The following is a 25447-nucleotide window of genomic DNA, read 5'->3' on the forward strand; positions in this document are numbered from 1 at the left end:
CAAGCCACGCTCCCACCGGGTTTGGTGTCGATTGCATAATTCGAGAACGACACAAGAACCTGTGGGAGCGAGCCTGCTCGCGATGGCGGTGTGTCAGGCGACATCATTGTTGGATGTGCTGGCCTCATCGCGAGCAGGCTCGCTCCCACAAGGGGGCAGGTGTTGAGTTCGGGATCAGTGCTTGGCCACCAGATCCTTCGGCAACTTGAAGGTCCAGAGCATGCCGCCCTGGTTGAAATCCTTCACCCGCTTGGCCACTTCGCCGCCCCACAGCGGAACCGCGCCGCCCCAGCCGGACAGCACCGAGACGTACTGCTCGCCGTCCATTTCCCAAGTCACGGGTGAGCCGAGCACGCCGGAGCCAGTCTGGAACTCCCAGACCTTCTCGCCGGTCTTGGCATTGAACGCCTGCAGGAAACCTTCCGGCGTGCCGGTAAACACCAGGTTGCCCTTGGTGGTCAGCACCCCACCCCACAACGGCGCGTAGTTCTTGTGCCGCCAGACTTCCTTGCCGGTCTTCGGATCGATGGCCCGCAGCACACCGATGTAGTCTTCATTCAACGGTTTGATGGTGAACCCGGCGCCAAGGAACGCTGCGCCTTTCTTGTAGGCAATCCCTTCGTTCCAGATGTCCATGCCCCACTCGTTGGACGGCACGTAGAACAGTCCGGTGTCCTTGTTGTAGGCCATCGGCATCCAGTTTTTCGCGCCGAGAAACGCCGGCGCCACGAACACCGAACTGCCCTTGGCTTCTGAACCCGGCGCACCGGGACGGCTGGCTTCGTTGTAGATCGGCCGGCCGGTTTTATCCAGACCCGTGGCCCAGGTGATCTTGTCCACGAACGGGAAACCACGGATGAACTTGCCGTTGGTGCGATCCAGCACGTAGAAGAAGCCGTTGCGGTCGGCGGTGGCCGCCGCTTTGATTTCCTTGCCGCCTTCGTTGTAGTTGAACGACACCAGCTCGTTCACGCCGTCATAGTCCCAGCCATCGTGGGGCGTGCTCTGGAAGTGCCACTTGATGGTGCCGTCGTCCGGGTTGAGCGCCAGGCGCGACGATGAGTAGAGATTGTCGCCCGGGCGCAGGTGCGAGTTCCATGGTGCCGGGTTGCCGGTGCCGAACAGCAGCAGGTTGGTTTCCGGATCGTAATAGCCGCCAAGCCAGGGCGCCGCACCGCCGGTCTTCCACAGGTCGCCCGGCCAGGTCTTGCCTGCCTCGCCACCAGAGATACCGTTTTCCACGGCCTTGCCGTCCTTGTACACGTAACCCATATGGCCCTCGACCGTCGGCCGGGTCCACAGCAAGTCACCGTTTTTCGGATCGTAAGCTTCGATCTTGCCCACCACGCCGAACTCGCCACCGGCCACGCCGGTAATCAGCTTGCCGTTGACCACCAGTGGCGCGGCGCTGATTGAGTAGCCTTCCTTGTGGTCGGCGACTTTCTTGCTCCAGACAACTTTACCGGTGTCCTTGTTCAGCGCCACGAGCTTGGCGTCGAGGGTGCCGAAGATCACCAGGTCGCCATACAGCGCGACACCGCGGTTGATCACGTCACAGCAGGGGCGAATGTCATCGGGCAGGCGCGCATCGTATTGCCAGAGCTTCTTGCCGGTGCGTGCATCCACGGCGAACACCCGAGAGTACGACCCGGTCATGTACATCACGCCGTCCTTAACCATCGGCTGCGCCTGCTGGCCGCGCTGTTTTTCGCCGCCGAAGGAAAACGCCCACGCCGGGCGCAATTCCTTGACGTTCTCGACGTTGAGAATATCCAGCGGGCTATAGCGCTGCCCCTGAACGCCCAGGCCGTTGGTGACGACCTGCTCCGGGTTCTTGGGGTCTTGGAGAATGTCCTGGTCGGAAACGCCGGCCAGCGCCTGGCCGGACAACAGCATGGCACTGAGCAACAGGCTCAGGACGAAGGGCTGGCGACGTGCGGGTTGAGTCATGACGGCTTCCTCTGCGGTTTTTGTTATGCCCGGGAAATTTTCCCGGTCTGGTGCAGATTCTTGAGCGCCGCCGCCCTGCCAACAATTGGCCGCAATGTGGAGATTTCTAGTTCCTTGGTACAGGTTCGCCTCCCCCTGTAGGAGCGAGCCTGCTCGCGATGAACCCGAGAACGCCGCGGGGTGTCAGATTTCCAGCGTTATCGTTGACCACCATCGCGAGCAGGCTCGCTCCTACAGGGGGGCGGTGTTGATTATTGCTGCGTGGTGGAATCAACCCGTGTCATCTGTGCGCGCTCATAGCGCGGATACAGATGACTGATGCTGCGAATCAGCTCATAGCGACTCAGGCTGATCCCGGCGAATCGCTCCGGGATGGGACTGCGGATCATCTCGGCCATATCGCTGCCATTGGCCGCGCCGTCGCGCATCAGTTGATCGAGCCAGCTGAGGTAATCGTGCATCTGGACGAAGGGTTGTGCATCGCTGGCCACCGGTCCGTGACCGGGTACGATCAGTGACCAGGGCAACCCCTGCAGGGTCGCGATATCCCCCAGCCACACCGCCAGCCCTGGGCTGTTGGGCGTGGTCAGGGCCCGTTGATAAAACACCAGGTCCCCGGCGAACAGCACGCCGGTTTGCTGGTCGAGAATAGCCAGATCCGCACCCGTATGCCCACCCAGACCTATCAGGCGCAGATCATGATTCCCAAAACTTTCCACGCCAGGGGTCAGCGTTTGCGTCGGCAAGACCACCTCGGTGCCACGCATCCAGTCGCCCACCAGTCGATACATGTTTTCGGCCATGGCATCGCCCTGCTTTTTCAGCAGTTCGGTGGTGCCGGCCAGTGCGGCGATCGGCACGTCGGTGAAGGCCTGATTACCCAGTACATGATCGGGATGGTGATGGGTGAGCAACACCTGGATCACCGGTTTATCGGTGGTGGCGGCAATGGCCCGGCGCATGGCCTCGCCATAACGCTTCGAGGGTCCGGTGTCGATCACCACCACGCCGCGCTCGGTCACGATAAACGCGGTGTTGACGATATTGCCGCCATTGTCCTTGCCGAAATTATCGGTGCTGCCTTCCAGCAGCCAGGTGTCTTCGGCGATCTGCCGGGGCCTGAGCGAGTATTCGAGATCGGCCATGGCCGGCAGGCCGACGGCGATGAACAACAGCAGCATCCAGCGCATGACAGGCTCCTTTGGATCAGGGAATCGACGCATCAAATTGATTGCCGCTGTTATCGCGCAGCAGCAGGCGCGTCTGCCCTGCCCCCTCCAGATCGAACGCCAGGCTGGGGTTTTCGCTGACGGCGGGGAACAGTTCGAGGCGTGCCAGCAGTTGATCCTGTTGACCGCGCAACTCGGCCTGGTTGATAAAAAACTCCGGGATGCCGCTGACCATGCCGTTGTCCATCGGATGCGCCACCTGCAAGCGCAAGCGACTGAAATCCTTGCGCGGGTAGCGCCCGCCCAGCACCTCACCGACGTGTTCCTCCCAGCCCGGTTCGGTGCGTACCACGCTCGGCGCGGTGCAACCGCCGCCGGCCGCGTCGATCAGGGTCGAGCCGACATGCCACACCCCGTCACGGGTCAGGACCGCTGCGCGCAACGGTGTAGCCTGCTCGACGCGGATGCGGATCGACAGCCACGGCAGCACGCCAGTCACCGGCTCGAAATCGACGATTTTCGGCAAGGGATTGAGCTCGGCCCAGGCGAAGATTTTCACCACCTCGCCCTTGAACGCCCGGGCGTCGATCTCCAGGGGTACCTGTCGCGCATCTTCAGCAAAGGGCGGTGCCAGCAGCTTGACCCGCTCATCGAACACAAACGGTGCATCGCCCAGAAACTGCTTCTGATAAAAGGCCCACATCACCGATGGCACCGGGTCTTTGCCCGGACCAACTTCAGCGGCATGTACATTCAGGCTTAAACAGCAGGCCCACAGACAACTCCATTGCCATTTCATCGCCCACTCCTATTGGTACATTTCGGGCACGTCGTAGCGCAGGCCGTAATGCCCGTAGATGGATCTGACCGAACCCTCGCGGATCAGCCCTTCCAGCACTTCTTCCACGGCATACGCCAGTTGCCGGTTGCTTTCATGCACCGCCATGCCGATTTCCCAGAGTTGCTTGCCCATGTTCGGGTAGGCATTTTCGGCCAGCGCAATTTGCGGGTCGGCGGCTTCATGCACCTGCCAGTCGATCTCGCCGCGCATGGCCATGACCGCGTCGACCTCACCAGCCTTCATGGCGGCAAATGCCTGGGGCACGCCGGGGTAGTGATGGGTCTTGCCAGCGAGCATGCCGTTGAATACTGAGGTCAGGTAGAACGACGGCACGCTGTCGACTTCGACACCGATCGGGTGCTGCTCGAACACCGCAACGCTGGCGACTTTGTCGAGGCGGCGACGATCATAGGCGACTTGCCATTGCTCGTTCTGGTAAGGGCCGAACATCACCACATGGCCGTTTTCCAGTTCGCCAAGTTCATTGCGCTTTTGCGCGTAGTCGCGATCGTAAGGCACACGCATCATCAGGTCGGCCAGTTGCTGGTTGTGCAAGGCACTGGCACGCCAGATGTAGTCGCGCAGGTCGTCGTCGAGCTTTTCCCCGGGCGGCGCCCAGATCAGCGTCAGGCGCACGCCCAACGCCTTGGCCAGCGCCTGGGCCAACTCCACGTCGACGCCTTGGGGCTTGCCATCCTGCTCGAAACTGTAGGGCGCGAAATCCTTGTACACCGCCACCTTCAGCTCCCCGGCAGCGATCATTTCGTCGTAGTTGCGCACCTGCGCCTGCACCGACTGGCAGCACAGCCACACCGCGCCGAGCAATATCGCAAGCAGGCGCATGGGGTCACTCCTCGACGTGCACGGTGTCCAGATAAGTGCGAACCGCCCACAACGCTTCCTGACTCAGGTAGTCGGCCATTTTCGGCATGTACACCCGACCATCGCGCACTGCGCCATTGCGCACCCGTTCGACGAACCACTCATCACCGGCGTCAGCGGCATCGAGCATGCGCAAATCGGGGGCGATGCCACCGGACTTGGCTTCCAGGCCATGACAAGCCGCGCAGTTCTGGTTGTAGGCCGATGAGCCGATTTCCACTGCCTTATCGTGCTCCGGGGACGTACGGTAAGGATTCACCGAAGCCCAACCATCGGCATTGACCGGCACACCGGAATCCTTGATGGCAGTCAGTCCTTTGGTTTCGACGGCCTGTGGCACCACATTACCGTGGGCCCAGACGGAGCCGGCGCTGATAAGACCGGCCAACAGTCCGGTGACGAGCAAGGCGTTGCGTTTCGTTGTCATTGTTATGCCCTCAGGTTGCACGCAAAACCTCTTGGCAGAGGCTATGGCGCCATCTTAGGAACCCCGGCGCAGCGGTCCCATGCTGCTTTGGTGGCCGGCGTCTAATCCCTTGGTAGTAAGGCGTTTGGCGGGACGCCCGGATCATGTGGGCGCGCGCCGTGGAGCCGGTCGACGCCGATCAGGGTCAGGATCAGCAGAAATGGCAAAAGCAGTGCCTTGACGATACGCATGGTCAGTCCCCCCTGGAGTCATGGCCGCAAGAGCCCATGCTAAAACCGCGCCGACCGCCCGCAGCTACTACCTTGGTACTGGCTCGTCGATACTTTCTGCATATTTCCACGATGCCTGGGGCTTCCTATGCTGGCGCTACCTGTAATGGAGTGCCCTATGCGCCAGCTTGCCCCATACGCCCTGATCTACCTGTTGGCGATTGCCTGTGCCGCCGGGCTGGCGACCCAAAGCCAGGCCGCGGACGCGCCCTTGCAGGTACCCATCGGCTACCTGGGCTATCGCCCCGATCCCGGCCCGCTGCTGTCCAACGTGATTCCCGAACCCGCCGACGCCGGGCTGCGAGGCGCTGAACTGGCGATTATCGACAGCAACAGCACCGGGCGCTTTCTCAATCACAACTACAGCCTGGCCAGCGCCAGCGTCGATAGCCCCGAAGCCTTGCTCATCGCTGCGAAAGCCCAGCATGAACAAGGCCTGCGCCTGTTTGTGGTGAACGCGCCAGCCAGCAGCCTGCGCCAACTCAGTGCAGCCCTGCCCGACAGCCTGCTGTTCAACGCCGGCAGCCCCGACGACAGCCTGCGCACCACCGATTGCCTGGCGAACGTGCTGCACAGCTTGCCGAGCCGGGCGATGCTCGCCGACGCACTGGCGCAGTTCCTGGTGATACGTAAATGGCAACGGGTACTGCTGATCGTCGGCCCGACCGCCGATGACCAGGCCTACGCCGCCGCCCTGCGCCGGGCGGCCAAGCGCTTCGGCTTGCGGCTGGTTGCGGAGAAACCCTGGAGTTTCGATAACGATCAACGGCGCAGCGCCCAGGCCGACATGCCGCTGTTCACCCAGACCGCCGAATACGACGCGGTGCTGGTGGCGGACGAACGTGGGGACTTCGGCGAGTACGTGCCATACCAGACCTGGTACCCGCGCCCGGTCGCCGGCACCCAGGGCCTGACGCCGGTGGGTTGGCACAAGACCGTGGAAACCTACGGCGCCGCGCAGTTACAAAAGCGCTTCGAAGCCCTCGCCGGACGCTGGATGAACGACCGCGACTTCGCTGCGTGGATCGCCGTACGCAGCATTGCCAGCGCCGTGAGCAAACTGCGCCAGACCGAGCCGATGGCGATTCGTGCTCTGGAAATCAGCGATCAGTTGCCGCTGGACGGTTTCAAGGGGCGCAAGCTCAGCTACCGCCCGTGGAACGGCCAGCTGCGCCAACCGATTCCCATCGTGCAACCCCGGGCGCTGGTCAGCACTTCGCCGCAAGACGGCTTCCTGCACCCCTTCAACGAGATGGACAGCCTGGGTTACGACAAACCCGAGGTCAGCTGCCGCTTTCCCTGACCACAACAACTACAACAACAAGGACACTGTCATGCGCCGCACACTGCTTAGCCGTTCCCTACTCTCTTGGGCCCTGCTGCTTGCCGCCGGCCACGCGGTCGCCAGCACCGCCTGGGTCTCCAACGAAAAGGACAACAACCTGAGCCTGATCGACATGCAGACCCTGCAAGTCACCGAGACCCTGCCGGTCGGCCAGCGCCCCCGGGGTCTGCTGCTGTCCCACGACAACACGTTGCTGTACATCTGCGCCAGCGACTCGGACCGGGTTCAGGTGATGGACGTTGCCACCCGCAAGATCATCAAGGAACTGCCTTCGGGCAAGGACCCCGAGCAATTCGCCCTGCACCCCAACAACCGCTGGCTGTACGTCTCCAACGAAGACGATGCGCTGGTCACGGTGATCGACACCGAGACCTCCAAGGTCCTGGGACAGATCAACGTCGGCGTCGAGCCCGAAGGCATGGCGGTCAGCCCCGATGGCAAGTGGGCGGTGAACACCAGCGAAACCACCAACATGCTGCACTGGATCGACACCAGCACCCAAACCTTGGCCGACAGCACACTGGTAGATCAGCGTCCGCGTTTCGTCGAGTTCAGCAATGACGGTTCGCAACTCTGGGCCTCGGCGGAAATCGGCGGCACGGTGACGATTCTCGACGTCGCCAGCCGCCACATCCTCAAGACCCTGAACTTCCAGATCAAGGGCGTGCACCCGGACAAGGTGCAGCCTGTGGGGATCAAGCTCAGCGCCGACGGCAAATACGCCTTCGTAGCCCTGGGCCCGGCCAATCACGTGGCCGTCATCGACGCCAAGTCCTTCGAGATTCTTGATTACCTGTTGGTGGGCCGACGTGTCTGGCAACTGGCGTTTACGCCGGACCAAAAGCAATTGCTCGCCACCAATGGCGTCAGCGGCGATGTGTCGGTGATCGATGTCGACAGCCTCAAGGTCAGCAAGTCAGTGAAGGTCGGGCGTTACCCTTGGGGCGTGGTGGTGACGCCATGAACGCCCTGGAAGTCAGCGACCTGAACTTCTCCTATGGTTCTCGGGAAGCGTTGCGCCAGGTGAACTTCAACTTGGCACCGGGGCGTTTCGCCGCGTTGCTGGGGCCCAACGGCGCCGGCAAATCAACCCTGATCGCCCTGCTGACCCGGCTCTATGATTTGCAGCACGGCGATATCCGGGTGGGCAATTGCTCATTGCGCCAAGCGCCGCGCCCCGCGCTCAAACAGCTGGGCGTAGTGTTTCAGCAAAGCACCCTGGACCTGGACCTCAGCGTCGAACAGAACTTGCGTTATCACGCCGCGCTGCATGGTTTGTCGCGACATGAGACCGGCTTGCGCGTCAACGCGGAACTGGCCCGCCAGGGTCTGGATGAACGTCGCGGCGAGCGGGTACGAAACCTCAACGGCGGTCATCGCCGCAGGGTAGAAATCGCCCGCGCCCTGCTACATCAACCGCGCCTGTTATTGCTGGATGAGGCCAGCGCCGGCCTCGACCCGGCCAGTCGCCTGGCGCTCAACCGACACATTCGCACTCTTTGCCGCGAACAGCAGATCAGTGTGCTCTGGACCACTCACCTGCTGGATGAAGTGCAGCCCAGCGACGACTTGTTGATTCTCCATCAGGGCCGGCTGGTGGCCAGCGGACAGGCCGATGTGCTGAGCCTGGCGCACGGCGGCGACCTTGACACCGCCTTCACTTGCCTGACCACCACAGGAGCTGCCTGATGAATGCTTACTGGCAATGTTTCAGCGGCATCGTCCTGCGTGAATGGCTGCGCTTTGTGCTGCAACGCACGCGATTTCTCAGCGCCCTGGTACGGCCGCTGCTATGGCTGCTGGTGTTCGCCGCCGGTTTTCGCGCGGCACTGGGCATCGCCATTATCGAACCCTACGACACTTACATCCCATACGAGGTCTACATCATTCCGGGCCTGGCCTGCATGATCCTGCTGTTCAACGGCATGCAGGGCTCGCTGTCGATGGTCTACGACCGCGAAATGGGCAGCATGCGCGTGCTGCTGACCAGCCCCCTGCCCCGGACCTTTCTGCTGTGCAGCAAATTGCTGGCCACGTCGCTGATCTCGCTGTTGCAGGTGTATGCCTTCCTGGCGATTGCCTGGGTCTACGGCGTGCAGCCGCCGGCCATGGGCCTGCTGCTGGTGCTGCCCGCCCTGTTGCTGGTTGCATTGATGCTCAGCGCCCTGGGGCTGTTGCTGTCCAACGCCATCCGCCAGCTGGAAAACTTCGCCGGGGTGATGAACTTCGTGATTTTTCCGCTGTTTTTCCTGTCATCGGCGCTGTATCCGCTGTGGAAAATGCGCGAGGCCAGCGAATGGTTGTATTGGCTGTGTGCGGTCAATCCGTTCAGCCATGCGGTGGAGCTGGTGCGATTTGCCTTGTATGAGCGGTTCAACCCGCTGGCGCTGGCCGTGTGTGCGGGGCTGACGTTGGTATTCGCGCTCCTTGCCGTCCTGACCTTCAACCCCCAACACGCGGCCCTGCGCAAATCCACCTAACAAAACCAATCCCCTGTAGGAGCGAGCCTGCTCGCGAATGCGATCTGTCAGCCACATCAGAGTTTGATGTGCCACCGCAATCGCGAGCAGGCTCGCTCCCACAGGGGTTCTTCATTGGACGAGGAAAAATTACGACTTTAGTACTGGTTTTACCGACCTATCGTCGCATTCCCAACGCACTGCCACTGGCATGTAATGGGCGCATAACGATAAGGATCAATCCCCATGCCGCGTGCCCGACGTCGCCTGTTGCGTCCCACTCTCGCTGCGTTGTCGCTCAGCCTGTGGCTGGCTGGCGCGCAGGCGCAAACTCCGTTGTTTTCCCCTGATGGCTATCGCATCGACCTGTACCGCAGCCCCACGCCGGACCTCATGCAGGACGCGACCATCATCGATACACCCGTCCTGCAAACCCTGCTTGAGCAAAACCCGCCACCGGTGCTGATCGATGTCTATCGCCGCCAATGGCTGCAAGGTCGCTTCATCGAGGACCAACCTCACGAAAACCTGCCCGGCAGCCATTGGCTGGCCAACACCGGCGATGGCGAGCTGACGCCACAATGGCAGGACTACTTTGCGGGCAACCTGAAAAAGCTGACCCGTGGCGACCCGACGCGACCGCTGGTCTTCTACTGTCGCGCCGACTGCTGGCTGAGCTGGAATGCGGTCAAGCGTGCGGCGCGCCTGGGCTATACATCACTGTACTGGTACCGCGATGGCCTGGATGCCTGGCAAGCGGCCAAACTGCCGGTGACTCGAGCCCAGCCTGAACCCTTTCCCTGAGCTTTACGCGTGCACGTTGTTGCCACACCATAATCAAAATAATGAGGTGAAAGGCTATGTACAAAATTCTGATTGCCGACGATCACCCGCTGTTTCGCGAAGCCATACATAACGTCATCAGTGATGGTTTTGCCGGCAGTGAGGTGATGGAAACCGCCGACCTCGACAGCGCCCTGGCACTGACCCGGGACCACGATGACCTGGACCTGATCCTGCTCGACCTGAACATGCCCGGCATGCACGGGCTCAATGGCCTGATCAACCTGCGCAACGAAGCACCGACCATTCCCGTGGTGATCGTCTCTGCCGAACAGGACAAGCAGATCGTCCTGCAAGCCATCACCTATGGCGCGGTGGGCTTCATCACCAAATCCTCGCCCCGGACGCAAATGACCGATGCCATCCAGCAGATTCTCAATGGCAACGTCTACTTGCCGCCAGACATCATCCGCACGGCCAGAAGCAGCACGCATCGGCGCAACGACACGCCGAGCTTCCCACCGGAACTGCTCCAGGCCCTGACCCGCAAGCAGTTGCAGGTACTGGAACGCATGACCAAGGGCGAGTCGAACAAACAGATCGCCTACAGCCTGGAAATCGCCGAAACCACAGTCAAAGCTCACGTCTCGGCGATCCTGCGCAAGCTCAACGTGCACAACCGGGTGCAAGCAATACTGAGTGCCGGGGATATCGATTTCGGGGCTTATTTGCGGCGGTGAAACAGGTAGTGCGCGTCGCTCCCATCGCTGGCAAGCCAGCTCCCACAGGGCTTTTTGAACAACACACATCCATTGTGGGAGCCGGCTTGCCAGCGATGAGGCCCGCATCGACACCCGGGAAATCAGGATCTGGCGAGCAAATGACTCATCGCCATCTTCAGCTTCATCGGCCGTACCGGCTTGTGCATCAAGGTATGGCCCAGTTCACGGATCTGCTGCTTGAGCTCATTGCTGTAGTTGGCGGTGATCATCAGGGCCGGGATCGGTGAAGCACGACGAGCGTTGATCCGGGCGACGGCATCGACGCCATTCTGATCGTTGGCCAGGTGGTAGTCGGCGATCAATAAATCAGCGTCGGCATGATAGTTGTCCACCTGCCGCGCCAGGTCGTCTTCCGACAGGGACGTCACCACCCGACATCCCCAACCTTCCAACAGCGTGCGCATGCCGGCGCAAATGGTCGCGTCGTTGTCCAGCACCCACACCCGTGCCCCGCGCAGCCGTTCGAGCATCGGCTCACTCATCGGCAGGCTGGGCAAAGGTTTGGGCGCGGTGGCGCTCACGGGCACCTCTACCGAGAACATCGAGCCCCTGCCCGGCCACGAACGCACATCGATACGATGTCCGAGAATGCTGGCGATTTTCTCGACGATGGCCAGCCCCAGACCCAAACCACGATCCTGATCCGGCCGCTGCACATCCCCGCGCTTGAACTCCAGAAAAATCTCTTCCAGACGATTCTCCGCAATGCCTACGCCGCTGTCCCAGACCTGGATCGACAGGCGCTGGCGATGGCGCCGACAACCAAGGATCACGCGGCCGCTGGGGGTGTAGCGAATGGCATTGCTCAACAGGTTGCGCAGGATCCGCGCCAGCAGCTGGATATCGCTGCGCACCCATGCCGAACAGCCGATGAAGTGCAATTGCAGGCCTTCGCTGCGCGCGACCTGGGTGTATTCGCCGGCGAGATTTTCCAGCAGTTCGCTCAAGGCGAACGGTGCGATGTCGGCCTGGATCACCCCGGCATCGAGCTTGGAAATATCCACCAGAGTGCCTAACAGGTTTTCTACGTCTTCCAGGGAATTGCTGACATTGCGCACCAGCATCTCGCTGGCCATCGGCTCGCGCCGCTCCAGCAAGGCGCTGGTGAACAGCCGCGCGGCGTTGAGCGGTTGCAGCAGATCGTGGCTGACGGCGGCGAGAAACTTGGTCTTCGACAAGTTAGCCTGTTCCGCTTCCAGCTTGGCTTCGCGCAAGCGTGATTCGACCTGGCGACGTTCCTCGATTTCGCGCCGCAACTGGTCGTTGAGATTGGTCAATTCCGCGGTGCGCTCGCGAACCCGCAGCTCGAGGTTCTGATAAGCCTGATGCAATGCCTCGGCGGTGCGCCGGCGTTCGGTAATGTCGCGGATCAATACGAAAATCCCTACCACTTCACCGTTGGCCAGACGATTGGGCACATAGGAACGCAACATATAACGTTCCTGGTCGTTGACGTTGGTTTCGGCGAATTCGAAGGTCACGCTTTCCCCCGCCAGCGCCCTGCTCACATAGGACTCCAGCCGCTGGTAATGCTGCTCACTGTGCACTTCGCGCAGGCTCTGGCCGAGCATCACCCCGCGCGGCCAGCAGTACCATTCTTCGTAGACCTTATTGGTGAACTCATACACCAGATCGGCGTTGAGGTAGGCAATCAATGCCGGCACATGGTCGGTGATCAGGCGAATCCAGCGCTCGCTTTCACTCAAGGCTTCGGCGTGCTGGTAGCGTTCGGTGATGTCGGTGAAGGTATTGACGAAACCGCCAGTGGGCAACGGATGGGTGCGTACTTCCAGGACCCGGCCATCGCACAACCGTTGTTCGCACTCCTGTATGGGACGACCGTTCGAACCACGGCTGGCCGGGGTCAGCAAGGTCAACTCACTGTCGGCGATCACATCGGCAAACGGGCGATGAGCCGCCACCGGAGCCAGGCCGCTGAGCTCGACGAATCGCCGGTTCCACAGTTCCAGAATGCCTTCTGCGTTGACCATCGCCACCCCTTGGGACAGATTGTCGACCGCCCGTTGCAAGAGGTGTGACTTCTGCGCCACCGCCTGTTCGCGGCGCACGGTTTCGCTGAGTTTGACGTCAGTGATGTCAGTGAACAGGATCACCCGCCCGCCTTCCTGGGTCGGTCGCTCGCTGACTTGCAGCCAGCGACCGTCCTGCAGGCGATACAGCAGGTTTTCATCGGCATGCCCGCGGGGTTCCTCGGTAAACAGCCCATTGTTCATCATCAGGCGCTTGACCTCGGTCAGGCGCATGCCGGCGTTGATCCGCACCCGGCTGTTGCTCCAGAACGCCTTGAAACGGCTGTTGAACAGGACAATGCGCTGCTCGGCGTCGAACAGCACGAAGGCATCGGAAATACTCTCCATCGCGTCGATCAGATGTCGATGGGCGGTTTCGGCGCGCAGGCGGGCTTCGCTGAGCAAATGGTTCCCAGCCTTGAGTTCGCCCATGGCCTGATTCAAGGCGTCTGTGCGCTCGCGCACCTGCTCGGCCAGCACCACCGAATGCTGGAACGCCGCGTAGGGATCGTTGCCACGGGTGATGCCGGACTCGATCCGTTCGATCAGCGCGGCGTTTATCCGCTGCAGTTTCCGGTTGTCGTGTTGCAGGTCGGTAATCTTCGCCTGCAAATCAACGCTTGCCGAGAGACCGGCCCCGGGCAATGGCAACGCCGGTGAAGGTCTGGTTGATGTGCGTGCCATTGAACTGTTCTCCGTAGGTGTTGAAACCCATCACCCGCTGCTCGCGCAAAAAGCTGCCGATCTGTTCCAGGCTGCCGTTGTCTTCCAGCTCCAGGCGCCGCAGAAAACAGTCACAGCCGATGGTCAGCAGCAAATCGCCGAGACGTTCCTGCAAGCCGGTGAACAGGCTTTGCAGGTTCGGCAGCAAGGGCCCGGGGGTCATGGCGGTGAGGACGATGCCGTTCTCCACGGCACAATAAAAACTCAGGCTCAGGTCCGAATGAGCTTGCTGAATGGCCCGCACGTAATATTGCTCGTTGAACCGAACCGCCAGCGGGTGCGCGGCGAAAACCCGGTGGTCGAGCTCGGCCACCGGTACGCCGATGTGCCGGGCGTACTCGGCGGCAGCGGGCTCGGCATTGAGTTCGAAGACCCGTCGCGAAGCGCTGTCGACGCCAGTGACCACCAGTTTCTCCGCCCGTGGCAGGATGTGATGGGTGGTGAACACTTCAAAGTCCAGCCAGGTATTGACCAGCACCACCAGAGCCGCGCCGCTGTGAAATCCACCGTCGAAATACACATGGGTGTGAGTCAGGCAGTTGTCGTCCCCGGCCGAACCGCCGAAATGCGGAATGTCACCCAGCGCCGCGCTCAAGGCCGCGAGAACCGTTTCCTCACGACTGGACAATCCATCGAGCAAGGTCAGGGCAAAACTATTGCCCTTGATCGGGGCCAGCGTGTTACTGCGGCAACCACTGACCAGGCGCTCGACCATCTGCTGCGCGTCGATGAGGCTGAAGTGCTCCATTTCATCGATCAGTTCCAGAGCAATGGAAAAGTGTCGATGGTCGAAGCCCACCGCTGTCACGCAATTGCGCCCGTAACCCAGCGGGGTAATTTCCCCGGCGCTGGTGCAACCGGCCAGGCGTATGCCGCCGAAACTCTGCTGCAAGGCCCGGCCCAGCGCCTGCAAATCGTATCCGGCGGAACAGAAGAACAACACGAAACCCAGATTCGGATGCAACAACTGCCGCGCCAGGTCCTGTGCCGCCTGCTGAGGATCGGTGGCCAGGGACATGGCGCTGACGATACCTTCGTTCTGAACCTGCGCCATCGTCGCCCCCCGCAGGTGCGTGTGTATGAAGTGCGAGTGTACGAAGGCTTGGGACCGGGACGTATGCTACTTGGGTAGCGGTCAGGCGGTTCGATGGGATGAGATTGTTTGAGGCGATGGGGACTTGAAGGCTGTAGCAAAAGGAGAGATGCACGCGCTTTTGTGGCGAGGGAGCTCGCTCCCGCTGGCCTGCGCAGCAGGCCCGAAACCGGACGATGCGCGATCAGAATCAGGACCGCTACGTGCTCCAACGGGAGCAAGCGCCCTCATGAAAAATCAGAGCGAATACCAGCCAAATTTAAAGCTGCAGGGTTCCCCTGCAACATAGAATCTCCCACAGGAGCTGGTTCCGGTTTAGAGAACGGCGTTCAGCAGCATATAACCGGCAACCACCAGGCAGACGCTGGCAAACCCCACCTGCAACGACCGCGCCGGGACGCGGGCGCAGAGTTTTCGGCCGATGATCATGCCGACGATGCTGGAGACAATGAAAGCCACGCCCAGCCCGTCGATGCGCACCCCGGCGTGCAACGCGCCGATCACGCCGATGGCCGAGATCAGGCTGATCACCATCAGGGACGTGGCGATGATCCCGCGCATCTGCACGTCGGTCAGTTGCTTGAAGGCCGGCACAATCAGAAAGCCGCCACCCACGCCCAACAAACCCGAGACCACGCCGGTCACCGCGCCGAGGGCCGCGAGGGTCGCGGTGCATTTGGCCGTCCAGGAAAAGCGCCCGGTCTGCTGGTCGAGCATGCAGTTTTTCTGACCCCAATTGGCATGGCCGTGATCACTGGGTCCCTCGTCCTTGCGCTCCCGACGCAGCATCCGCCCGGCCACCATGACCATCAGCAGACTGAAGAGGATCATCAGGACTTTTTCCGGCAACTGATGGGCGAAGTAGATGCCCACCGGCGAAAAAACAGCGCCGAGCGCCGCAATCAACAACGCCGCACGATAGCGCACCAAACCGTGGCGCAATCCATCGATAGCCCCGACCGCCGCCGCACTGCCCACGGCAAACAGTGCAACGGGTGCCGCCGCGGTCATGCTCCACCCCAGGCCCAGCACCAGCGCCGGTACGGCAAGAATGCCGCCGCCGGCCCCGGTCAAACCCAGCACCAGCCCCATGACCACACCAAAAAAACTCGCCAGCAACATAGAACGCTCGTAATCCATGACAAAGGCCGGGAACGCCCGGTATCGATTGAGTGACAGGATAGAGCCCGCACGTTTTTTTTCATTAACAGAATTGACGCGGGACTGGTCAGCACAGCGAGAATGAAACTAACCTCATGGCTTCTCCACGAAGAAAAACACCATGTCAGCCTTGATTGAAGCCTTTTTTGACGACGCCTCGTCCACCTACAGCTATGTGATCTACGAAGCTGAAGGCGGGCAATGCGCAATCGTCGACCCGGTGCTCGACTACAACGCCGCCGCCGGCCGAACCGCTACCGTGCACGCCGACCGGATCATCGCATTCGTGCGCGAGCACCGGCTGCAAGTGCAGTGGCTGCTGGAAACCCACGCCCACGCCGATCACCTCTCCGCCGCGCCGTACCTGCGCCGGGAACTGGGCGGCAAGATCGCCATCGGCCAATCGATCTGCAAGGTGCAGGACGTATTCAAGGCGCTGTTCAATCTTGAACCGCAATTCCGTATCGACGGTTCGCAGTTCGATCACCTGTTCGCCCCCGACGAGTCATTCCACATCGGCAACCTCAAGGCCACGGCCCTGCATGTGCCCGGCCATACCCCGGCGGACATGGCGTACCTGATCGGCAACGATGTGATTCTGGTGGGCGATACGCTGTTCATGCCGGACGTGGGTACCGCGCGCTGCGACTTTCCCGGTGGCGATGCCCACCAGATGTTCACCTCGATCCACAAGCTGCTGGCCTTCCCCGCCAGCGTGCGCCTCTACGTCTGCCACGACTACCCGCCCGCGGGCCGCGAACCGGGCTGCATGACTACGGTGGCCGAACAGCGTAAAAGCAACATCCACGTGCGCGACGGCATCGACGAAGCAGCCTTTGTCGACATGCGCACCCGCCGCGATGCCGGGTTGGGCATGCCGACGCTATTGCTGCCGGCGATTCAGGTCAATGTACGGGCGGGGAACCTGCCACCGGCAGAGGACAATGGCGTGACCTACCTGAAAATCCCCTTGAACAAATTCTAAGCCCGCCCCCTGCGCAAACCTGTGGGAGCAAAGCTTGCTCGCGATGGCGGCGTATCAGGCACCCTCGCAGTTGACTGGACGGACGCCATCGCGAGCAAGCTTTGCTCCCACAGGGTTTGCTTACCTCAGGTGCCCAAGGTCAAGCCGTTGGCCGGCAACGGCAGCGCCGTCTTGTAGCGCACCTGCTTGAGCGCAAAGCTCGAACGGATGTTCGCCACCCCTGGCACCTTGGTCAGAAAGTCCATCATGAAACGCTCCAGCGACTGGATGGTCGGCACCAGGACCCGGATCAGGTAATCCGGGTCGCCGGCCATCAGGTAGCACTCCATCACTTCCGGGCGATCCGAGATCGCCTCCTCGAAATGCTGCAACGCCTCCTCCACCTGTTTTTCCAGGCTGACATGGATGAACACATTCACGTGCAGCCCCAGCAGGTCGGCATCGAGCAAGGTCACTTGCTCGCGAATCAGGCCCAGTTCTTCCATCGCCTTGACCCGGTTGAAACACGGCGTCGGCGACAGGTTGACCGATCGCGCGAGGTCAGCGTTGGTGATGCGTGCGTTCTCCTGAAGGCTGTTGAGAATGCCGATATCGGTACGGTCCAGTTTGCGCATGAGACAAAAACACCTGTTTTTTATGTTTATGCAGATTTTTTATCTGCAAATGATCTTTAGCGCAACGAAACAGAGAGAAATATTCTTCTTGGCCGGGCCTATGATTGTTGTAGGACAAGATTTCGTTTACCGAACGAAGCCTGTCAGCTCACTACAAGAAATTCACAAGATCGAGCGTAGAAGCCATGAACCAAGCGTACGAACCGCTGCGCCTTCACGTCCCGGAACCTTCGGGCCGTCCCGGCTGTAAAACCGACTTCTCCTACCTGCACCTGACCGATGCCGGCACGGTGCGCAAACCCCCAATCGACGTTGAACCCGCCGAAACGGCCGATCTGGCCCGCGGCCTGATTCGCGTGCTCGACGATCAGGGCAATGCCCTGGGCCCGTGGGCCGAAGGCGTGCCGGTGGAGATCCTGCGCAAAGGCATGCGCGCCATGCTCAAGACGCGGATCTACGATAACCGCATGGTCGTCGCCCAGCGCCAGAAGAAAATGTCCTTCTACATGCAGAGCCTCGGCGAAGAAGCCATCGGCAGTGCCCAGGCACTGGCGTTGAACATCGACGACATGTGCTTCCCCACCTACCGCCAGCAAAGCATCCTGATGGCCCGCGACGTACCGCTGGTCGATCTGATCTGCCAGCTGCTGTCCAACGAGCGCGATCCGCTCAAGGGACGCCAGTTGCCGATCATGTACTCGGTGAAAGAGGCCGGTTTCTTCACCATTTCCGGCAACCTCGCCACCCAATTCGTACAAGCCGTGGGCTGGGCCATGGCCTCGGCGATCAAGGGCGATACCAAGATCGCCTCGGCATGGATCGGCGATGGCGCCACCGCCGAGTCGGACTTCCACACCGCCCTGACCTTCGCCCACGTGTACCGCGCGCCGGTGATCCTCAACGTGGTCAACAACCAGTGGGCCATCTCCACCTTCCAGGCCATTGCCGGTGGTGAAGCCACCACCTTCGCCGGTCGTGGTGTCGGTTGCGGCATTGCCTCCCTGCGGGTCGACGGCAACGATTTCTACGCGGTCTACGCCGCTTCCGCCTGGGCCGCCGAACGCGCCCGCCGCAACCTCGGCCCGACCATGATCGAATGGGTCACCTACCGCGCCGGCCCGCACTCGACCTCCGATGATCCGTCCAAATACCGTCCTGCCGACGACTGGAGCCACTTCCCGTTGGGCGATCCGATCGCGCGCCTCAAGCAGCACCTGATCAAGGTCGGCCACTGGTCCGAAGAGGAACACTCCGCCGTCAGCGCCGAGCTGGAAGCCGAAGTGATCGCCGCGCAGAAACAGGCCGAGCAATTCGGGACCCTCGCCGGGGGCCAGATTCCAAGCGCCGCGACCATGTTCGAAGACGTCTATAAAGAGATGCCGGAGCATTTGAAGCGCCAGCGTCAGCAGTTGGGGATCTGACATGAACGATCACAACAACAATATTCAGCTGGAAACCGCCATGACCACGACCACCATGACCATGATCCAGGCCCTGCGCTCGGCCATGGATGTGATGCTTGAGCGTGACGACAATGTGGTCGTGTTCGGCCAGGACGTAGGCTACTTCGGCGGCGTGTTCCGTTGCACCGAAGGCCTGCAGACCAAGTACGGCACCTCGCGGGTGTTCGATGCGCCGATCTCCGAGAGCGGCATCGTCGGTGTCGCCGTGGGCATGGGCGCCTACGGCTTGCGCCCGGTGGCCGAGATCCAGTTCGCCGACTACGTGTACCCGGCGTCCGACCAGATCATTTCCGAAGCAGCGCGCCTGCGTTATCGCTCGGCCGGCGAATTCACCGCACCGATGACCCTGCGCATGCCATGCGGCGGCGGCATCTACGGTGGCCAGACACACAGCCAGAGCATCGAGGCGATGTTCACCCAGGTCTGCGGCCTGCGCACCGTGATGCCGTCCAATCCCTACGACGCCAAGGGTTTACTGATCGCCTCCATCGAAAACGATGACCCGGTGATCTTCCTGGAACCAAAACGCCTGTACAACGGCCCGTTCGACGGCCACCACGACCGCCCGGTAACGCCGTGGTCGAAACACCCCGCCGCGCAAGTACCGGATGGCTACTACACCGTGCCGCTGGACGTTGCCGCCATTACCCGTCCGGGCAAGGACGTGACCATCCTGACCTACGGCACCACCGTCTATGTGTCGCAAGTCGCCGCGGAAGAAAGCGGCATCGATGCCGAAGTCATCGACCTGCGCAGCCTGTGGCCGCTCGACCTGGAAACCATCACCAAGTCGGTGAAGAAAACCGGGCGCTGCGTGATCGTTCACGAAGCGACTCGCACCTGCGGTTTCGGTGCCGAACTGGCTGCACTGGTGCAAGAGCACTGTTTCCATCACCTGGAAGCGCCGATCGAACGCGTCACCGGTTGGGACACCCCCTACCCGCATGCGCAAGAGTGGGCGTATTTCCCAGGGCCGTCCCGTGTGGGCGCGGCGTTGAAACGGGTTATGGAGGTCTGAATGGGCACGCACGTTATCAAGATGCCGGACATTGGCGAAGGCATCGCAGAAGTTGAATTGTCTCAGTGGCACGTGAAAGTCGGCGATCTGGTCGTCGAGGATCAGGTGCTGGCCGATGTCATGACCGACAAGGCGATGGTAGATATTCCGTCGCCGGTGCATGGCAAGGTGATCGCATTGGGTGGTGTGCCCGGCGAAGTCATGGCGGTTGGCAGTATCCTGATCAGCATTGAAGTCGAAGGCGCGGGCAACGTGAAGGAATCGGCTGCACCAGCGGCGGCTCCCGTTAAAGCAACGCCAGCAGTCGCCGCGCCGAAAGTCGAACCGGTCGTGGAAAGCAAACCGGTGGCAGCACCGCGTCCGGCAGCCGTATGCCAGGGACCGATGGTCGCCCGCGAAGCCAATGAACGCCCGCTGGCCTCCCCGGCCGTGCGCAAACATGCGCTGGACCTCGGCATTCAGTTGCGTCTGGTACGTGGCTCCGGCCCGGCCGGTCGTGTGCTGCACGAAGACCTCGATGCCTACCTGGCCCAGGGCCAATCCAATGCATCGTCCGTCAGCAGCGCCTACATCCAGCGTAACGACGAAGAGCAGATCCCGGTGATCGGCATGCGCCGCAAGATTGCCCAGCGCATGCAGGACGCCACGCAACGCGCCGCACACTTCAGCTATGTCGAGGAAATCGACGTGACGGCCGTGGAAGAGCTGCGCGCGCACCTCAACGAGAAACACGGCGCGACCCGCGGCAAGCTGACCCTGCTGCCATTCCTGGTCCGCGCCATGGTCGTCGCCCTGCGCGACTTCCCGCAGATCAACGCCCGCTACGACGACGAAGCCCAGGTCATCACCCGCCTCGGCGCGGTGCACGTGGGCATCGCCACCCAGGCCGACATCGGCTTGATGGTGCCGGTGGTGCGTCACGCCGAAGCTCGCAGCCTGTGGGACAGCGCGGCGGAAATCGCCCGCCTGGCCACCGCCGCACGCAACGGCAAGGCCAGCCGCGATGAGCTGTCCAGCTCCAGCATCACCCTGACCAGCCTGGGCGCGTTGGGCGGCATCGTCAGCACCCCGGTGCTGAACCTGCCGGAAGTGGCGATTGTGGGCGTGAACAAGATTGTCGAACGGCCGATGGTGATCAAAGGCCAGATCGTAGTCCGCAAGATGATGAACCTCTCCAGCTCCTTCGATCACCGCGTGGTCGACGGCATGGACGCGGCGCTCTTCATCCAGGCCATCCGTGGCCTGCTCGAACAACCCGCCACGCTGTTTATGGAGTAAGTCATGCAAACTCTGCACACCACGCTGCTGATCATCGGTGGCGGCCCTGGCGGTTATGTGACGGCGATCCGTGCTGGCCAGTTGGGTATTTCGACCATCCTGGTGGAAGGTGAATCCCTGGGTGGCACCTGCCTGAACATCGGCTGCATTCCGTCCAAGGCCCTGATTCATGTTGCCGAGCAGTTCCATCAAACGCAGCGCCACAGCCAGCAGTCGACACTGGGCATCAACGTGTCGGCACCGACGCTGGATATCGGCAAAAGCGTCGAATGGAAGGACGGCATCGTCGATCGCCTGACCACCGGCGTCGCAGCACTGCTGAAAAAGAACAAGGTTCAGGTCATTCAAGGCTGGGCCAAAGTGGTTGACGGCAAAACCGTCGACGTTGGCGACACGCGCATTATTTGCGAACACCTGGTGCTGGCCACGGGTTCCAAAAGCGTGAGCCTGCCAATACTGCCGATGGGTGGTCCGATCATTTCCTCCACCGAAGCCCTGGCGCCGAAGTCCGTTCCGAAGCGGTTGATCGTGGTCGGTGGCGGTTATATCGGTCTGGAGCTTGGGATCGCCTATCGCAAGCTCGGTGTAGACGTCAGCGTGGTCGAGGCTCAGGAACGTATCCTGCCTGCATATGACGCCGAATTGACCCAGCCGGTGCATGAAGAACTGAAAAAACTCGGCGTAAGACTTTACTTGAATCATAGCGTGCAAGGCTTTGATTCAAATACTAATACCCTGCAAATCAGTACACCCGATGATCGCACATTGAATCTGGAAACCGATCAGGTGCTGGTCGCCGTGGGCCGTAAACCGAACACCCAGGGCTGGAACCTCGAAGCGCTGAACCTGGACATGAACGGTTCGTCGATCAAGATCGACAACCGCTGCCAGACCAGCATGCGCAACGTGTATGCCATCGGTGACCTGAGCGGCGAACCGATGCTCGCCCACCGGGCCATGGCCCAGGGCGAGATGGTCGCCGAGTTGATCAGCGGTAAGTCCCGCGAATTCAACCCCACCGCCATCGCCGCCGTGTGTTTCACCGACCCGGAACTGGTGGTGGTCGGCCAGACCCCGGACGAGGCCAACGCCGCCGGCCTGGATTGCATCGTTTCCAGCTTCCCGTTCGCCGCCAATGGCCGGGCGATGACGCTGGAGTCGAAAAGCGGCTTCGTGCGCGTGGTCGCCCGTCGTGACAATCATGTGATTGTCGGCTGGCAGGCGGTGGGCGTTGGGGTCTCCGAGTTGTCCACGGCGTTCGCGCAAAGCCTGGAAATGGGCGCACGACTGGAAGACATCGGCGGCACCATCCATGCCCATCCGACGCTCGGTGAGGCGGTGCAGGAAGCGGCGTTGCGGGCCCTTGGCCACGCACTGCATCTGTAACTCAAAGCGATTGATGGCTGCGTTGCTGGCCTCTTCGCGAGCAGGCTCGCTCCCACAGGGGGAATGCATTTCAAATGTGGGAGCGAGCCTGCTCGCGAATTCTTGAGGTCAACATGATTTATCTGCCCATCAGCCGATAGTCCGGGCTGCGAAATAGGCCCGGAATGAAGTATTGTTGTGCCCATCCGGAAAAACGTCAGAAGCCTTGAACCGTTTCGGCGGTTGTTAAGTGAAAGAGGGTGTCATGGGTAACGAAAGCATCAACTGGGACAAGCTGGGTTTTGACTACATCAAGACCGACAAACGCTATCTGTCGTACTTTCGCAATGGCGAGTGGGACAAAGGCACCCTGACCGAAGATAATGTGCTGCACATCAGCGAAGGCTCTACTGCCCTTCACTATGGCCAGCAATGCTTCGAAGGCCTGAAGGCCTATCGTTGCAAGGACGGCTCGATCAACCTGTTCCGCCCGGACCAGAACGCCGCGCGCATGCAGCGCAGCTGCGCCCGCCTGCTGATGCCGCATGTGTCCACCGAACAGTTCATCGAAGCCTGCAAGGAAGTGGTCCGCGCCAACGAGCGCTTCATCCCGCCTTACGGCACCGGCGGCGCGCTGTACCTGCGTCCGTTCGTGATCGGCGTGGGTGACAACATCGGCGTGCGTACCGCCCCCGAGTTCATCTTCTCGGTGTTTGCGATCCCGGTCGGCGCCTACTTCAAGGGCGGCCTGACCCCGCACAACTTCCTGATTTCCACCTACGACCGCGCAGCGCCACAAGGCACCGGTGCGGCCAAGGTCGGTGGCAACTACGCGGCCAGCCTGATGCCCGGCTCCCAGGCCAAGAAGGCGCACTTCGCCGACTGCATCTACCTGGACCCGCTGACCCACACCAAGATCGAGGAAGTCGGTTCGGCCAACTTCTTCGGGATCACCCACGACAACAAGTTCGTGACCCCGAACTCGCCGTCGGTGCTGCCGGGCATCACCCGCCTGTCACTGATCGAGCTGGCCAAGACCCGTCTGGGCCTGGAAGTGATCGAAGGCGACGTGTTCATCGACAAGCTCTCGGACTTCAAGGAAGCCGGCGCTTGCGGTACTGCTGCCGTAATCACGCCGATCGGCGGCATCAACTACAACGACCACCTGCACGTGTTCCACAGCGAAACCGAAGTCGGCCCGATCACCCAGAAGCTCTACAAAGAGCTGACCGGCGTGCAAACCGGCGACATCGAAGCGCCAGCAGGCTGGATCGTCAAGGTTTGATCTGACGTCAATCCGCCATAAAAAATCGCCGCCCTCGGTAGTCGAAGGCGGCGATTTTTTTTGCCTGGCGCCAAGGCGGGTCTAAACCAGGTGGCCCACACGCTCCGGGTCCGGCCAGAACAAGGCCGCCTGACCACAAGGAGCGCCCTGCTCGTCTATCAGCGTCCACACGCTGCCGTGGTGAATCATGAAGGCTTGGCCCATTCGGTCCACCCGATAACCGCTGTAGCCATGGGCAATACCTTTGGCCGTGACCTGTTCCAGCAGGGTCTGACGCATTTCCCTGTCCAGCGGCGACGCACTGAACCGCGAAGGCATGCCGATGAACTGCTCGCGCGGGTACTTGAAACTCGCCAGTGCCTGCTCGTTGGCATAGTAAAACAGCGGATCGGCTTGCGTGCCATGGGCCAGCAAGGCGTAAGGCGCTTGGGCATGCAGCCAGGCCAGACGTTCGTCTTCGCCCAGGGAATCCGGTGTAGGCAAGCTTGTGCCGGTCCAATGCCGATAAGCGGCATCCAGCTGTTGGACCATCTCCTTGAATTCGTTGAATGGCGACATGGGTTTCCTTGCAGAATTTCCAGACGGGTGAACCGCAGCGACGCTACTGAAAAATCGTCGCAATAAACAGACCCTGGCGAATGAAATGCTCCCGTAGCTGCGATGCGGCGACCAGGTTCGATAACAAACCTTTAAATATCAATGTGTAACAGGCATAACATGATGTTGATTCGACACCCTTGTCGATCGATCATCCGACATCGATAGCACCACACCAAACCGCGCGCTGATCTCCTTGCGACCCAGGGCGGTCAGCGCCAGGGCCCGACTATCCAGATCCTGCGTCACCCATTTGCGCCTGATCGTCATTTGCAGCAGCGCCGCGCCCAGCGCCCCACCCACATGCGGCCGACGCATGCTCCAGTCCAGGCACGGGCACGCAAAGCGGCGGCGTTTCGAAGCCAGATCCCTGACCTCGATGCCCAGGCCCTCGAGCAGCGCCTCGCCGCTGTCGCTCAGCCGATAGACCTGCTCATCCACCTCCAGCAACCACCCCGCTTCGATCATCCGGTCATGCAGCAGCACGGCCAGGGTGCCGGCCATGTGGTCGTAGCAGGTGCGGGCAAATTGCAGGCGGTCCGGGGTGCGCGAATGAAAGGTCGGCACGACGTTCTGGCCGATCACCATCAATGCCTCCAGAGCCTGGGCCACCCGCTTGTCCGCCAGGCTGTAATAACGATGTCGGCCCTGAACGTACAGGCGTACCAGCGCCAACTCCTTGAGTTTGGCCAGATGCGCGCTGGCCGTGGAGGCGCTGACTTCGGCAATCGCCGCGAGCTCGGTGCTGGTTCGGGCATGACCGTCCAGCAGCGAACAGAGGATTTTCGTCCGCGCCGGTTCCGCAATGGCCGCCGCCACCTGCGATACGCCGATGTCATGTTGTTCTAGGTTCATATTTCGCTCCCGGACGAATCAACGCCTGTTCGGACTGGAGATAGTAGCAACACTTTCCAACAACAAAAGGCTG

The 25447-nt window shown here is 61.3% G+C and carries 24 protein-coding genes; 12 read left to right on the forward strand and 12 right to left on the reverse strand.

Going from position 1 to position 25447, the window contains the following annotated elements:
- Positions 1–174: 174 nt before the first annotated feature.
- The 6 genes from BJ917_RS03535 to BJ917_RS32175 all read right to left on the reverse strand — a co-directional run bounded on the left by BJ917_RS03535 (position 175) and on the right by BJ917_RS32175 (position 5499).
- Entirely contained in the window at positions 175–1950 is a 1776-nt protein-coding gene (locus BJ917_RS03535; RefSeq protein WP_096510905.1) for a PQQ-dependent methanol/ethanol family dehydrogenase, read from the reverse strand.
- A gap of 251 nt (positions 1951–2201) precedes the next feature.
- Entirely contained in the window at positions 2202–3140 is a 939-nt protein-coding gene (locus BJ917_RS03540) for a quinoprotein relay system zinc metallohydrolase 1 (protein ID WP_121101919.1), read from the reverse strand.
- 16 nt (positions 3141–3156) lie between these two features.
- Positions 3157–3918: a quinoprotein dehydrogenase-associated SoxYZ-like carrier gene (locus tag BJ917_RS03545; protein ID WP_096510901.1), complete on the reverse strand. Its 762-nt coding sequence runs from the start codon at positions 3916–3918 to the stop codon at positions 3157–3159.
- Positions 3919–3927: 9 nt separating this feature from the next.
- Positions 3928–4803, reverse strand: a complete 876-nt coding sequence (locus BJ917_RS03550) for an ABC transporter substrate-binding protein (protein WP_096510899.1) — start codon at positions 4801–4803, stop codon at positions 3928–3930.
- A gap of 4 nt (positions 4804–4807) precedes the next feature.
- Complete coding sequence (gene pedF, locus BJ917_RS03555) at positions 4808–5269, reverse strand: cytochrome c-550 PedF (protein WP_096510897.1); 462 nt, start codon at positions 5267–5269, stop codon at positions 4808–4810.
- A gap of 101 nt (positions 5270–5370) precedes the next feature.
- Positions 5371–5499 (reverse strand): hypothetical protein, encoded by a 129-nt coding sequence (locus BJ917_RS32175; RefSeq protein WP_256658493.1) that lies wholly within the window; start codon positions 5497–5499, stop codon positions 5371–5373.
- Positions 5500–5656: 157 nt separating this feature from the next.
- Here BJ917_RS32175 and BJ917_RS03560 point away from each other — a divergent pair, with 157 nt between their 5' ends.
- The 6 genes from BJ917_RS03560 to BJ917_RS03585 all read left to right on the forward strand — a co-directional run bounded on the left by BJ917_RS03560 (position 5657) and on the right by BJ917_RS03585 (position 10865).
- Positions 5657–6841: an ABC transporter substrate-binding protein gene (locus tag BJ917_RS03560; RefSeq protein ID WP_121101922.1), complete on the forward strand. Its 1185-nt coding sequence runs from the start codon at positions 5657–5659 to the stop codon at positions 6839–6841.
- Positions 6842–6872: 31 nt separating this feature from the next.
- On the forward strand, positions 6873–7847 hold the full coding sequence (locus BJ917_RS03565) for a YVTN family beta-propeller repeat protein (RefSeq protein ID WP_096510893.1): 975 nt from the start codon (positions 6873–6875) through the stop codon (positions 7845–7847).
- Positions 7844–8572, forward strand: coding sequence for an ABC transporter ATP-binding protein (locus BJ917_RS03570; RefSeq protein WP_121101925.1), 729 nt, complete (start codon positions 7844–7846; stop codon positions 8570–8572). Before BJ917_RS03565 ends, BJ917_RS03570 begins: the two co-directional genes overlap by 4 nt.
- On the forward strand, positions 8572–9363 hold the full coding sequence (locus BJ917_RS03575) for an ABC transporter permease (protein ID WP_096510889.1): 792 nt from the start codon (positions 8572–8574) through the stop codon (positions 9361–9363). Before BJ917_RS03570 ends, BJ917_RS03575 begins: the two co-directional genes overlap by 1 nt.
- 225 nt (positions 9364–9588) lie before the next feature.
- Positions 9589–10146 (forward strand): PQQ-dependent catabolism-associated CXXCW motif protein, encoded by a 558-nt coding sequence (locus tag BJ917_RS03580; RefSeq protein WP_096510887.1) that lies wholly within the window; start codon positions 9589–9591, stop codon positions 10144–10146.
- 56 nt (positions 10147–10202) lie between these two features.
- The gene (locus BJ917_RS03585) at positions 10203–10865 is read left to right on the forward strand and encodes a response regulator transcription factor (protein WP_096510885.1); all 663 of its coding nucleotides are present in this window, start codon (positions 10203–10205) and stop codon (positions 10863–10865) included.
- A 122-nt stretch (positions 10866–10987) separates the two neighbouring features.
- On the opposite strand, the gene nahK is transcribed toward BJ917_RS03585, so the two are convergent.
- The 3 genes from nahK to BJ917_RS03605 all read right to left on the reverse strand — a co-directional run bounded on the left by nahK (position 10988) and on the right by BJ917_RS03605 (position 15875).
- Entirely contained in the window at positions 10988–13621 is a 2634-nt protein-coding gene (nahK, locus tag BJ917_RS03590; protein ID WP_256658494.1) for a hybrid sensor histidine kinase/response regulator NahK/ErcS', read from the reverse strand.
- The gene (gene nosP, locus BJ917_RS03595; protein WP_121101931.1) at positions 13551–14714 is read right to left on the reverse strand and encodes a nitric oxide-sensing protein NosP; all 1164 of its coding nucleotides are present in this window, start codon (positions 14712–14714) and stop codon (positions 13551–13553) included. Before nosP ends, nahK begins: the two co-directional genes overlap by 71 nt.
- A gap of 354 nt (positions 14715–15068) precedes the next feature.
- Positions 15069–15875: a sulfite exporter TauE/SafE family protein gene (locus tag BJ917_RS03605; protein ID WP_121101936.1), complete on the reverse strand. Its 807-nt coding sequence runs from the start codon at positions 15873–15875 to the stop codon at positions 15069–15071.
- Positions 15876–16035: 160 nt separating this feature from the next.
- Here BJ917_RS03605 and BJ917_RS03610 point away from each other — a divergent pair, with 160 nt between their 5' ends.
- On the forward strand, positions 16036–16899 hold the full coding sequence (locus tag BJ917_RS03610; RefSeq protein ID WP_096510878.1) for an MBL fold metallo-hydrolase: 864 nt from the start codon (positions 16036–16038) through the stop codon (positions 16897–16899).
- 125 nt (positions 16900–17024) lie between these two features.
- On the opposite strand, the gene bkdR is transcribed toward BJ917_RS03610, so the two are convergent.
- Positions 17025–17513: a Bkd operon transcriptional regulator BkdR gene (bkdR, locus tag BJ917_RS03615; protein ID WP_008059350.1), complete on the reverse strand. Its 489-nt coding sequence runs from the start codon at positions 17511–17513 to the stop codon at positions 17025–17027.
- A 185-nt stretch (positions 17514–17698) separates the two neighbouring features.
- Here bkdR and BJ917_RS03620 point away from each other — a divergent pair, with 185 nt between their 5' ends.
- The 5 genes from BJ917_RS03620 (at position 17699) to BJ917_RS03640 (ending at position 23922) form a co-directional block, all read left to right on the forward strand.
- Complete coding sequence (locus tag BJ917_RS03620) at positions 17699–18934, forward strand: 3-methyl-2-oxobutanoate dehydrogenase (2-methylpropanoyl-transferring) subunit alpha (protein WP_096510876.1); 1236 nt, start codon at positions 17699–17701, stop codon at positions 18932–18934.
- Between the two features lies 1 nt (position 18935).
- Positions 18936–19994 (forward strand): alpha-ketoacid dehydrogenase subunit beta, encoded by a 1059-nt coding sequence (locus tag BJ917_RS03625; protein ID WP_096510874.1) that lies wholly within the window; start codon positions 18936–18938, stop codon positions 19992–19994.
- Entirely contained in the window at positions 19995–21272 is a 1278-nt protein-coding gene (locus BJ917_RS03630; protein ID WP_121101939.1) for a dihydrolipoamide acetyltransferase family protein, read from the forward strand.
- Between the two features lie 3 nt (positions 21273–21275).
- Positions 21276–22658: a dihydrolipoyl dehydrogenase gene (lpdA, locus tag BJ917_RS03635; protein ID WP_121101942.1), complete on the forward strand. Its 1383-nt coding sequence runs from the start codon at positions 21276–21278 to the stop codon at positions 22656–22658.
- A gap of 244 nt (positions 22659–22902) precedes the next feature.
- A complete protein-coding gene (locus BJ917_RS03640; protein WP_096510868.1) occupies positions 22903–23922 on the forward strand; it encodes a branched-chain amino acid aminotransferase in 1020 nt (339 codons plus the stop codon).
- A gap of 81 nt (positions 23923–24003) precedes the next feature.
- Here BJ917_RS03640 and BJ917_RS03645 read toward each other — a convergent pair whose 3' ends face one another.
- Together BJ917_RS03645 and BJ917_RS03650 are read right to left on the reverse strand one after the other, a co-directional pair.
- Positions 24004–24480, reverse strand: a complete 477-nt coding sequence (locus BJ917_RS03645) for an MEKHLA domain-containing protein (protein ID WP_096510866.1) — start codon at positions 24478–24480, stop codon at positions 24004–24006.
- Between the two features lie 138 nt (positions 24481–24618).
- Complete coding sequence (locus BJ917_RS03650) at positions 24619–25374, reverse strand: helix-turn-helix transcriptional regulator (RefSeq protein WP_121101945.1); 756 nt, start codon at positions 25372–25374, stop codon at positions 24619–24621.
- Positions 25375–25447: the final 73 nt, after the last annotated feature.

This window comes from Pseudomonas sp. WPR_5_2, assembly GCF_003634475.1.
GTDB lineage: Bacteria > Pseudomonadota > Gammaproteobacteria > Pseudomonadales > Pseudomonadaceae > Aquipseudomonas > Aquipseudomonas izuensis.